The 11,450-nt window shown below is 72.9% G+C and carries 9 protein-coding genes; 1 reads left to right on the forward strand and 8 read right to left on the reverse strand.

Features of this window, described 5'->3' with window-relative positions:
- Window positions 1-260: 260 nt before the first annotated feature.
- From ACIGDI_RS14770 to ACIGDI_RS14790, 5 genes are all read right to left on the reverse strand, one after another.
- The gene (locus ACIGDI_RS14770; RefSeq protein ID WP_399895653.1) at window positions 261-1,067 is read right to left on the reverse strand and encodes a lysophospholipid acyltransferase family protein; all 807 of its coding nucleotides are present in this window, start codon (window positions 1,065-1,067) and stop codon (window positions 261-263) included.
- Window positions 1,064-1,843 (reverse strand): GNAT family N-acetyltransferase, encoded by a 780-nt coding sequence (locus ACIGDI_RS14775; RefSeq protein WP_399895656.1) that lies wholly within the window; start codon window positions 1,841-1,843, stop codon window positions 1,064-1,066. Before ACIGDI_RS14775 ends, ACIGDI_RS14770 begins: the two co-directional genes overlap by 4 nt.
- A 302-nt stretch (window positions 1,844-2,145) precedes the next feature.
- The gene (locus ACIGDI_RS14780) at window positions 2,146-2,895 is read right to left on the reverse strand and encodes a succinate dehydrogenase/fumarate reductase iron-sulfur subunit (protein WP_399895659.1); all 750 of its coding nucleotides are present in this window, start codon (window positions 2,893-2,895) and stop codon (window positions 2,146-2,148) included.
- Window positions 2,892-4,838: a fumarate reductase/succinate dehydrogenase flavoprotein subunit gene (locus ACIGDI_RS14785; RefSeq protein ID WP_399895662.1), complete on the reverse strand. Its 1,947-nt coding sequence runs from the start codon at window positions 4,836-4,838 to the stop codon at window positions 2,892-2,894. Before ACIGDI_RS14785 ends, ACIGDI_RS14780 begins: the two co-directional genes overlap by 4 nt.
- A 1-nt stretch (window position 4,839) precedes the next feature.
- The gene (locus ACIGDI_RS14790) at window positions 4,840-5,511 is read right to left on the reverse strand and encodes a succinate dehydrogenase (protein ID WP_399897616.1); all 672 of its coding nucleotides are present in this window, start codon (window positions 5,509-5,511) and stop codon (window positions 4,840-4,842) included.
- A gap of 120 nt (window positions 5,512-5,631) precedes the next feature.
- Between ACIGDI_RS14790 and ACIGDI_RS14795 the strand changes: the two genes are divergently transcribed.
- Complete coding sequence (locus tag ACIGDI_RS14795; RefSeq protein WP_200704399.1) at window positions 5,632-6,519, forward strand: LysR family transcriptional regulator; 888 nt, start codon at window positions 5,632-5,634, stop codon at window positions 6,517-6,519.
- A 15-nt stretch (window positions 6,520-6,534) separates the two neighbouring features.
- On the opposite strand, the gene ACIGDI_RS14800 is transcribed toward ACIGDI_RS14795, so the two are convergent.
- From ACIGDI_RS14800 to ACIGDI_RS14810, 3 genes are all read right to left on the reverse strand, one after another.
- On the reverse strand, window positions 6,535-7,314 hold the full coding sequence (locus ACIGDI_RS14800) for an SDR family NAD(P)-dependent oxidoreductase (protein WP_399895665.1): 780 nt from the start codon (window positions 7,312-7,314) through the stop codon (window positions 6,535-6,537).
- A 31-nt stretch (window positions 7,315-7,345) separates the two neighbouring features.
- Complete coding sequence (locus tag ACIGDI_RS14805; RefSeq protein WP_399895668.1) at window positions 7,346-8,170, reverse strand: alpha/beta hydrolase; 825 nt, start codon at window positions 8,168-8,170, stop codon at window positions 7,346-7,348.
- Between the two features lie 225 nt (window positions 8,171-8,395).
- Window positions 8,396-11,092 carry an ATP-binding protein gene (locus ACIGDI_RS14810; protein ID WP_399895671.1) on the reverse strand — a complete coding sequence of 899 codons (2,697 nt, stop codon included), beginning with the start codon at window positions 11,090-11,092 and terminating at the stop codon, window positions 8,396-8,398.
- Window positions 11,093-11,450: the final 358 nt, after the last annotated feature.

Here is an 11,450-nt window from a genome sequence, read left to right on the forward strand (position 1 = left end):
CGCGGGGCAGACGGGCGTTACGACGAGAAAGTCCCGGCGGTCCGTTTCCGGCCGCCGGGGAGAGGTGTGAGGTCAGGCGTCGGCAGCCGGGGAGCTGGTCGCTCGCGCGGCTGCGGTACGGGTTCGCCTGATGACCTTCATGGACCCGACGCTAACAGCACCGGGGCGGACGGTCCCGCGAATTTCCCTCAGCCCCCGGTGCCGGGGGACGGCGGAGAGCCGTCGGTGCCGTGGGGGTCGAGGGCGCTTCCGTTGTGGGGTCAGGCCACCAACGCCGTGTGGGTCCAGTCGGGTTGGGGTGGGGGGCTCGGTTGGGCCGCTCGGGCCAGGGTGCGGCGGTCGGGGTGGGTGTCCGCCGGGATGGCCTCCCGTACCTCGACCTCGGCCACCAGGCCCCGGGTCATCGCGACCCGCCACACCGACGCCAGCAGGGAGTCCTCGCCGATGAAGGCCGGTGCCGTGCTGGCGGTGCCGGCGATCCGGTACCGCAGGCGCACGGGCTGGACGGGGACGTGCGCGTCGAGGGCGGCCTGGAAGACGGCCCGGCGGAAGCTGCCCTGGGCGCGGCCGCACCAGGTGCTGCCCTCGGGGAAGACCCCGACGGCCTGCCCGGCGCGCAGCGCGTCCGCGATGCGGGCGACGGTGTCGGGCAGGGCGCGCAGCCGGTCGCGGTCGATGAACAGGGCGCCGCCGCGGGCCGCGAGGGGGCCGGCCACGGGCCAGTCGCGGATGTCGGACTTGGCGACCATCCGCGCGGGGCGGACGGCGGCCAGCAGCGGTATGTCCAGCCAGGAGATGTGGTTGGCGACGAGCAGCAGCCCGCCGGTGGGCGCGTCGGCGCCGGTGATCCGCACCCGCACCCCGGCGGCCCGGACGATGCACCGGCACCACCGCCTCACCCACTCGGCGGGTATGCGCCCGCCGAACGGCGTCAGCGCGATCCCGGCGAGCATCAGGGCCACGACCGCGGTGATCCGGGCGACGGCGCGCGGTACGGCCGTGGCGCGTCCCCTCTGCTCGATGCACGCCCGCGGGGTGCAGGGCGCGCTGGGCGTCCAGACGCTCATGAGGCCGGGACCAGGGAGAGGAAGTGCCGCAGATAGCGCGGGTTGACGCGGCGCATCGACAGCAGCACGTACAGGTCGGCGACGCCGAAGTCCGGGTCTTGGGCGGGCTCGGCGCACACCCAGGCGCCGAGGCGGAGGTAGCCGCGCAGCAGGGCGGGCAGCTCGGCGTTCGGGGCGGGGGCGGACGGGGCGGCGGACGGGACCCAGGGCAGCAGCGGCCGTACGCGGTACTCCTGCGGAGCCAGGTGCTTGGCCCGCACCCGGTCCCAGGTCGCGGAGGCGAGCGCGCCGCCGTCGGCGAGCGGCACGGAGCAGCAGCCGGCCAGCCATTCGTGGCCGCGGTCGACCATGTAGCGGGCGATGCCGGCCCAGATCAGGCCGATGACGGCGCCGTCGCGGTGGGCGGGGTGGACGCAGGAGCGGCCGACCTCGACCAGGCCCGGGCGGATCGCGTCGAGCGGACCGAGGTCGAACTCACCCTCGGAGTACAGCCGTCCGGCGACCGCGGCCCGCTCGGGCGGCAGCAGCCGGTAGGTGCCGACGACCTGGCCGGTGGTCTCCTCGCGCACCAGCAGGTGGTCGCAGTAGGCGTCGAAGGCGTCGATGTCGTAGCCGGGCTGCGCGGTGGTCAGCAGGGCGCCCAGCTCCCCGGCGAACACCTCGTGCCGCAGCCGCTGCGCGGCGCGCACGTCGGCTTCGTCGCGGGCGAGGGAGACGGAGTAGCGGGTGGGGGCGGCGGGCTGTGCGGGGCGGTCCAGGGTGGTTACGCCGGTCATGGCTCTCTCCAGGTCGACGGCCGGGGACGGCGGAGCGGGAGCAGACCGTTGGCGCGTGATCTGCCGCCCCTGTTCTTCCGATGCCGGCTGACCTTCGCGTGACGGACGCAGAGAGAGCGGGTGTGGGCTTGCTGAACGGCTCGCCCTGGACAAGCGAGACGGGGCCGGGGAGCACCGTCCCGACCCCGCCCGTCCGCGCGTCTTCGGCGAACGTTCACTGTGGCGCCCGTACGGCGCGCGGGGAACCGCGCGACAAGCCGCGGCAGTCCCGCGGCCGCCGCCGCGCATGTCCCTCTACGGCGCTACCGCTTGGCCACCTTGCGAGTGGCCCGCAGCCACTCCTTGTTCATGCTCGTGATGGACACCAGCGGAATCCCCTTAGGGCAGGCGGTGGCGCACTCCCCGGCCAGCGTGCATCCGCCGAACCCTTCCTCGTCCATCTGCGCCACCATGTCCAGCACCCGGGTCTCCCGTTCGGGCGCCCCCTGCGGCAGCACGTTGAGGTGGTTGACCTTGGCGGAGGTGAACAGCATCGCCGCCCCGTTCGGGCACGCGGCCACGCACGCCCCGCATCCGATGCACTCCGCGTGCTCGAAGGCGAAGTCGGCGTCCGGCTTCGGCACCGGCGTGGCGTGCGCCTCCGGGGCGGAACCGGTCGGCGCGGTGATGTACCCGCCGGCCTGGATGATCCGGTCGAAGGCAGACCGGTCCACGACCAGATCCTTGATCACCGGGAACGCGGACGCCCGCCAGGGCTCGATGTCGATCGTGTCGCCGTCCTTGAAGGACCGCATGTGCAGCTGGCAGGTGGTGGTCCGCTCGGGCCCGTGCGCGTCCCCGTTGATGACGAGGGAGCACGCGCCGCAGATGCCCTCGCGGCAGTCGTGGTCGAAGGCGACCGGGTCCTCGCCCTTGAGGATGAGCTCCTCGTTGAGGGTGTCGAGCATCTCCAGGAAGGACATGTCGGAGGAAATGCCGTCCACCTCGTACGTGGACATGGCGCCTTCGGCGTCGGCGTTCTTCTGCCGCCAGACGCGCAGGGTGAGCCTCATGCGTAGCTCCGCTGGGTGGGGTGGACGTACTCGAAGACCAGGTCTTCCTTGTGCAGGGTGGGCGCCTCGCCGGTGCCGGTGAACTCCCAGGCGGCCGCGTACGCGAACTCCTCGTCCCGGCGAGCCGCTTCACCGTCCGGGGTCTGGGACTCCTCGCGGAAGTGGCCGCCGCAGGACTCGGCGCGGTGCAGTGCGTCGAGGCACATCAGCTCGGCGAGTTCGAGGTAGTCGACGACGCGGTTGGCCTTCTCCAGCGACTGGTTGAACTCCTCGCCGGTGCCGGGCACCTTGATGCGCCGCCAGAACTCCTCGCGGATCTCCGGGATGCGCTCCAGCGCCTTGCGCAGACCGGCGTCGCTGCGCGCCATGCCGCAGAACTCCCACATCAGTTCACCGACTTCGCGGTGGAAGGAGTCGGGCGTGCGGTCGCCGTCGACGGACAGCAGCAGGTTCAGCCGGTCCTGCGTCTCAGCCAGCACCTCCTGGACCACGGGGTGTTCGTCGGTGACCTCGTCCTGGTGGGGGTTGCGGGCGAGGTAGTCGTTGATGGTCGCCGGCAGTACGAAGTAACCGTCGGCCAGGCCCTGCATCAGCGCGGACGCGCCGAGGCGGTTCGCCCCGTGGTCGGAGAAGTTGGCCTCCCCGATGGCGAACAGGCCGGGGACGGTGGTCTGCAGGTCGTAGTCGACCCACAGGCCGCCCATCGTGTAGTGCACGGCCGGGTAGATCCGCATGGGCACCCGGTACGGATCCTCGTCGGTGATCCGCTGGTACATGTCGAAGAGGTTGCCGTACTTGGCCTCGACGGCCTTGCGGCCCATGCGCTCGATGGCGTCGGCGAAGTCCAGGTACACGCCCTGTCCGCCGGGGCCGACCCCGCGGCCCTCGTCGCAGACGTTCTTCGCGGCGCGGGAGGCGATGTCGCGCGGGACCAGGTTGCCGAAGGAGGGGTAGATGCGCTCCAGGTAGTAGTCGCGCTCGTCCTCGGGGATCTGGTTCGGCGGCCGTTGGTCGCCCTTGGCCCTGGGCACCCAGATCCGGCCGTCGTTGCGCAGCGACTCGCTCATCAGGGTCAGCTTGGACTGGTGGTCGCCGGTGCGCGGGATGCAGGTCGGGTGGATCTGCGTGAAGCAGGGGTTGGCGAAGTACGCCCCGCGGCGGTGGGCCCGCCAGATGGCCGTCGCGTTGGAGTTCATGGCGTTCGTCGACAGGTAGAAGACGTTGCCGTAGCCGCCGCTGGCCAGGACGACGGCGTCCGCGAAGTAGGTGGAGATCTTCCCGGTGATCAGGTCCCGGGCGACGATCCCGCGCGCCCGCCCGTCGACGACGATCAGGTCGAGCATCTCGGTGCGCGGGTGCATCTCGACGTTCCCGGCGGCGATCTGCCGGCTCAGCGCCTGGTAGGCGCCGAGGAGGAGCTGCTGGCCCGTCTGGCCGCGGGCGTAGAAGGTGCGTGAGACCTGGACGCCGCCGAAGGAGCGGGTGTCGAGCAGGCCGCCGTACTCGCGGGCGAACGGCACGCCCTGTGCCACGCACTGGTCGATGATCTCGACGGAGATCTGCGCGAGGCGGTGCACGTTGGACTCCCGTGCCCGGAAGTCGCCGCCCTTGACGGTGTCGTAGAACAGCCGGTGGACGGAGTCGCCGTCGTTGCGGTAGTTCTTCGCCGCGTTGATGCCTCCCTGCGCGGCGATGGAGTGGGCGCGGCGCGGGGAGTCCTGGTAGCAGAACTGGACGACGTGGTAGCCCTGTTCGGCCAGGGTGGCGCCGGCGGAGCCGCCCGCGAGTCCGGTGCCCACCACGATGACCGTGTGCTTGCGCCGGTTGGCGGGGTTGACCAGCTTGGCCTCGAAACGGCGCTTGTCCCAGCGCTCGTTGACCGGTCCGGCCGGGGCCTTGGTGTCGGCGACGGGTTCGCCGGTGACGTAGTCGGTGTAGGTCATGTCAGCTCACCACTCCGGTCATGACGCCCACGGGTACGGCGATGAAGCCGGCCGTGAGCAGCAGCGCGAGGACGTTCGCGACGGTCTTCAGGGCGCGGTCGCGGGTGCGGCTGCCGACGCCGAGGGTCTGGGCGGCGCTCCAGAAGCCGTGCCTGATGTGCAGGCCGAGCGCGAGCATCGCGACGATGTAGATGACGTTGCCGTACCAGGTGGAGAAGGTGTCCACGACGTTCTGGTACGGGTGGCCGGGCTGGAAGCCGCCCGAGTGGACGGTGCCGGTGGTCAGGTCGAGGAGGTGCCAGACGATGAACAGGCCGAGGATGATCCCGCCCCAGCGCATCGTGCGCGTCGCGTAGCTCGCCCTGGCCTTCCTGTGCACGTACTTGCCGGGGCGCGCCTTGATGTCGCGGCGGCTGAGCTGGTACGCGGACACGGCGTGGGCGACGACGGCGGCGATCAGCACGACGCGGACCAGCCACAGCGTCCACTCGTAGTGCATGAACGGTTCGCCGACGGTACGCAGCCAGTGCGCGTAGTGGTTGAACTCCCCGGGCCCGAAGAAGATCTTCAGGTTGCCGATCACATGGGCGACCAGGTACAGCAGCATGATCACGCCGCTGACGGCCATCACCGTCTTCTTGCCGACGGAGCTGTCCCACACCGTGCGCGCCATCGACGGCCGTCGGTCCGTCCGCGTTGCCAGAGCCATGAGTCCTGACGTTAGGGCCGTTCGGCCCCATCGGTCCAAGACATGATCGACCTCGATTCCATAGGCTGCGGCTATCGTACGAGGATGCAGTTCCAGCAACTCCAGTACTTCGTGGCCGTCGCCGAGACCCGGCACTTCACCCGGGCCGCCGAACTGGTCCATGTCGCCCAGCCGTCGCTCTCGCAGCAGATCAAGGCGCTGGAACGGGAGCTCGGGGCGGATCTGTTCCGGCGCGCGCGGGGCAACATCACGCTCACCGACGCGGGTGAGGCGCTGCTGCCGCTGGCCCGCCGCATCCTGGCCGACGCGGACACCGCCCGGCAGGAGGTGCAGGAACTGGCGCAGCTGCGCAGCGGCCGGGTGCGGCTGGGCGCCACGCCGAGCCTGTGCACCGGCCTGCTGCCGGACGTGCTGCGCGCCTTCCACGACCGCTATCCCGGTATCCGGCTGCTGATCGAGGAGGGCGGCTCGCACGACCTCGTACGCGAGCTGGCGCGCGGCGCCCTGGACCTGGCCCTGGTGGTGCTGCCGCTTCCGACGCCGTCCCCGGCGCTGACGACGGTGGAGCTGCTGCGCGAGGACCTGGTGGTGGTCTCGTCACCGGAGGCACCCGCCCCCGGCGGCCCCGGCCGGCGTACCGTGCGCATCTCCGATCTGGAGGGCGAGCGCCTGGTGATGTTCCGGCACGGCTACGACCTGCGGGAGCTGACCGTGGCCGCGTGCCGCGCCGAGGGGTTCGAGCCGGGGTTCGCGGTGGAGGGCGGCGAGATGGACGCGGTGCTGGGGTTCGTGCGGGCGGGGCTGGGCGTCGCCGTCGTACCCCGGATGGTGGCGACGCGGACGGGCCGGGGGCTGCGGGTCACCCCGCTCGCCCGGCCCGGTCTGCACCGCACGATCGCTCTCGCGCACCGCAGCGACGTCGCTCCGCCGCGCGCGGCCAGGGAGCTGCAGCGGATGCTGTTGGAGCACTGAGCACCCGCCGCGCGGTCACCAGGTGGGGATGAAGCCACCGTCGATCACCAGGTCGCTGCCGGTGATGTTGCGGGAGCGGTCCCCGGCGAGGAAGAGGACCAGGTCGGCGATCTCGGCGGGCTGCGAGAAGCGGCCGGTGACGGTGGCCTTCGAGGCCTGCGCGACCACGTCGTCCGCGGTGATGCCGGCGGCGGCCGAGACCGTCTGCGCCACTCCGCCGCCGCCCAGCCACAGCTCCGTCTCGACGGGGCCGGGGCTGACGGTGTTCACGCGGATGCCCTTCGGGCCGACCTCCTTCGACAGCGCCTTGGAGAAGGCGACCAGGGCGGCCTTGCCCGCGCTGTAGTCGATGACCAGCGGGTCCGGGAGGGTGGCGTTGACGGAGCCGACCGTGATCACCGAGCCGTCGCCGGCGTCCAGCATGACCGGCAGCGCCGCGCGGGTGACCCGTACGGCGGTGAGCAGGTTCAGGTCGATCGTGCGCCGCCACTCCTCGTCGGTGACCGACAGGAAGCCGCCGGTGCGGGCGGGTGCCGAGCCGACGTTGTTGACCAGGACGTCGATACGTCCCCCGGCCGCGGCGATGAGTTCCCCGGCCGCGTCCGGCTCGGCGAGGTCGACCGGCACCCAGGTCACCGAGCCTTCCTTGACCAGGGTCTCCAGCCGTTCGGAGGTCGTGCGCGATCCCGCCACGACATGGGCGCCCGCCTGGGCGAGGGCCTCGACGATCGCCAGTCCGATGCCCTTGCTGGCGCCGGTGACGACGGCGGTCCTGCCCTGCAGTTCGCTGCTCATACTGTCCAACTCCCTTGATGTGAAAGCGAAATCAGGCGTGTGCGGTGTCATGGCCCTGGATGTCCTGCCGGTCCAGCCAGTCCAGCGCGTACTCGGCGACGGTCCGCCAGCCGTGGTCGACGGTGAGCGAGTGGCCGCGGTCGGGGAACTGCTTGAGCTCGGTGACGGCCGGCGAGTCGCCGTAGAGCTTGTAGGCGGAGCGGGTCACCACGTCCGGGACGGTGTGGTCGGCCTGCCCGGAGATCAGCAGCAGCGGGCCCCGGTCGGGGTTGCGCGTGGCGACCTCGGCGGCCGAGTGGCGGGTGAAGTTGGCGAACGCGGCCTCGAACAGCGGGCGGCCCGGCGAGGGGACGGTGAACCGCTCGTGCAGGGTGTCGGACTCGGCCTGCTCCAGCGCGTTGCCGAAGCCGTAGCGGAACTGCGCGGGGGTCAGGGAGACGGAGCGCTTGCGGTTGGCCGGGTTGCCCAGCACCGGGAAACCGGCGCGCAGTTGGGCCGGGGGAAGGGCCTTGACGCCCTTGATCTGCGCCGGGTCGACGGCGACCGCGGCCCGGGCCAGGCCCTTGCCGAGCAGCTTCTGGGCGATCAGCCCGCCGAAGGAGTGGCCGATCAGAACGGGCGGGGCGTCCAGGGAGCGGATGATGCCGGCGTAGTGGTCGGTGACGTCGTCGATGCCGAGCCCGGCGACGGCCTCCGGGTGCCGGCGCGCCTCGGCGACGGTGGCGGCCTCGCCGGGCCAGCCGGGGGCCACGGGCGCGTAGCCACGTTCCGTGGCCAGGTCGATCCAGGGCTGCCAGGACGAGGCGTGCAGCCACAGTCCGTGGATGAGGACGAGGGGGGTGCGCGATGTGGCCATGTCCGGCTCCTGAGGCCTCGGGACCGCCGAGGGGCGGTGCGTTGTCTTCACAGTGCCGCGACAGTCACTTCCGCCGATTGAGTCGAATGACTGCCGTCCGCGTCGCATGACTGCCGCCCGAGCCGGATGACTGTCGTCCGCGTCGCATGACTGTGGTCCGAGTCGCATGACCGTGGTCGCCGACTCAACGGGTCCGGCGACGGTGGCAGGCCTCCCGGAACGCGTTCAGGCTCCGTCCAGAGCGTCCCGCAGGGAGGCGCGGGAGGAGATGCCGAGTTTGGGGAAGATCCGGTAGAGGTGGGCGCCGACCGTGCGCGGGGAGAGGTAGAGCCGGGCGCCGATCTCCTTGTTGCTCAGGCCGCTCGCCGCGAGCTCGGCGATCTGCCTCTCCTGCGGGGTGAGCGCCGTGTCCGTGGCGGTGTGCCCGCCGGGCAGGCCGGAGGCTCGCAGCTCGGCCTGGGCGCGGCGCAGCCAGGGGGTGGCGCCGAGCCGTTCGAAGGTCTCCGCGGCCCGGCCGAGGGCCGTCCGGGCCGCCGTGCGGTCGCGGGTGCGGCGCAGCCACATGCCCTGCTCCAGACGGACCCGGGCCAGCTCGAAGGGGAAGCCGACGCCGGCCGGATGGGCGACCGCCCGCTCGAACAGCGACCCCGCCTCGGTGTCGTCGGCCGTCATCGCCAGCGCGGCGGTGGTCAGGAAGTCCAGGCGCGGGGAGATCGCGGGCAGTCCCTGGTCACGGGCCGCCTGCGCATGCGTCCTGGCCTGGTCGGAGCGACCGGTGTGCACGGCGGCCTCCACCAGGTCCAGCACTGTGCGCAGGGAGTGCTGGGAGTACGGCGTGAAGGTCCCGGGCGCGGTGAGGCCGCCGGCGTAGACGTAGGCGCTCTCGTAGTCGCCGGTGGTCAGGCCGAGGGCCGCGCCGGTGGCCTCGGCGAGCTGGGTGAGGTAGCCGACGCCGCGCGGGCGGGCCCAGCGGTCCACGCGGTCGACAGCCGCGCGGGCGGCGTCGGCGTCGCCGCGCCAGGCCGCGAGAAGGCCGAGGAAACCGTGGTACTGGTACTCGAACAGCCGATAGCCGTGGGCGACGGTGAGGGCGAGTCCGCGGCGGCCGGTCTCCTCGGCGGCGTCCCACTCGCCGCTGGAGATCTGGTCGAGCATGACGAGCTGCTGCAACGTCATCGCGTTGGTGACCGCGCCACTGCCCGTCTCCCGCTCGGCGACCCGGCGCACCAGCGTCCGGTACTCGCCCAGCGCGTCCAGGAAGTACGCGGCCACGCCGAGCCGCATCACGTCCCACGGCTGGCCGTCGCCGAGCTCGGCGAACGCGGCCAGAACCCGCTCGCGCGCGCCGGCGCCTCTGCGGGCCACATCGCCCCAGGCGTCCCGGTAGAGCGGGGTCGGGCCGCCGACGCGGTCCGTGTCCCGGTCCATCAGCTCGTCGCTCACCCGCCACAGGGCGGGGTCGGCGGAGAACATGCTGATGGCCAGCAGCAGGTTCAGCAGGCGTGCGCGGATCTCCTGGTCGGCGTCCGGCGAGAGCGCCTGAAGTTCCGCGGCGACCCTGCGGTGGGCGGAGCGGACGTCGCCGTCCTCGTAGAGCGCGGTGTAGGCGTACGTGATCACGGCCGTCGGCGACCGGCCCGCCCCGGCCAGCCGGTCGGAGGCCTCGCGCAGTTCGTGCGCCTGGTCCAGCAGGGCGGACTGGGCGGCGACGTAGGCGGCCTCGCCGAGGCGCCGGGAGCGCTGGGCCGCGGTGGGACTGAGTTCGGCGGCCCGGGTCAGCAGGCTGAGGGCGGCCGCCGAGCCGCCGCGCGCGGTGGCGGAACGGGCGGCGCGCTCCAGGACGACGGCGACCGACTCGTCCGGGTCCACGGTGGCCGCCGCGAGGTGGGTGGCGTGGCGTTCGAGTTCCTCGCGGTGCAGCCGGGCCAGGTCGGCGTGGGCGGCACGGCGTTCGTTGGGGGTGGCGGACTGCAGCAGGGCGGAGCGGACGAGCGGGTGGCGGAAGACCAGGTCGCCGGTGTCGGCGTCGGTGGTGAGCAGGCCGTGTGCGACGGCGCCGTCGACGGCGCGCAGCGGATAGCGGGCCCGGCCCGGCAGCGCGGCGGCGCCGGTGCCGTCGAGGGCGGCCCGCAGCAGCTCCGCGCGCTCGGCCCGGCCGAGGCCGGCGATACGGTCGCCGTACAGGCGCTCCAGCCGCCGGGACAACGGCAGTTCGGGCCGGTCGGCGGAGCCGTCCAGGGTGGCGGGCAGCTCCAGCAGGGCGAGGGGGTTGCCGCGGGCCTGGTCGAGGATCCGGCGCCGGGCCGGTTCGGGGAGGCCGGGACTGCTGGTGTCCAGCAGCCGGGCCGAGGCCTCGGCCGACAGCGGTGGCACCGTCAGTTCGGGCAGTCCGGCGCTGTCCCACGGCGACGGCGTGTCGGCCCGTACCCCCACCGCCATCCGCACGGCGTGCCCGGACAGCCGCCGCGCGATGAACCGCCCCACCTCCGCGCTCTGCGGATCCAGCCAGTGCGCGTCGTCGACCACGAGCAGCAGCGGTACGTCGCCGGAGGCCAGGGCCAGCAGATCCAGTACGGCGATGCCCAGGGCCATCACCGACGGCGGCTCCCCGGTGCTGCGGCCGAAGACGATGTCGAACGCCGCCCGCGTCGCCGGGGCCAGCGCGTCGGCATCGGCCAGCAGGGGGTGCAGCAACTGGTGCAGTCCCGCGAAGGCCAGTCCGGCCTCCGCCTCCACTCCGGCCGCCCGCACGACACGCTGCCCCAGCCGGGCCGCCTGTGCCGCCGCCACGTCCAGCAGCGCGCTCTTCCCCACCCCGGGCTCGCCCCGCAGCACGAGCGCCCGCCCCTCGGCGGAGGCGACGAGCCCGTCCAGCTCACCGACCTCCCGCTCCCGCCCCACCACCGAACCCACACTCGCCATGTGCACATGCTCCCCCTTACGGCCGCACCCCGCCGCCGAAATCCCACCCACCGCGCGCACACGACAAGGGACCGGCGCGACCACAGCCCCGGGACCGGCTCCACCGGGCTGCGGGGAGGCGGCCCGGGCTAGGACCGGCAACGCGGGCCGCCTCCCTGCCGGACGGACCGAGGACAAGGACGCACCACCGCCGTCCCGGACGGGCCGAGGATTGGCGACAGGGGCCGCCTCCCGGCCCGAGGGGCCGAGACTGCCGCGCCGAACGGGCCGGGGATTGGCGACGCGGGCGGTCGCCCGGCCGAACGGGCCGAGGGACAAGCACGCGCCACGCCGTCCCGGACGGACCGAGGATCGGCAG

The sequence above is a fragment of the Streptomyces sp. NPDC085900 genome, assembly GCF_044540925.1.
Classification (GTDB): Bacteria; Actinomycetota; Actinomycetes; order Streptomycetales; family Streptomycetaceae; genus Streptomyces; species Streptomyces gilvifuscus.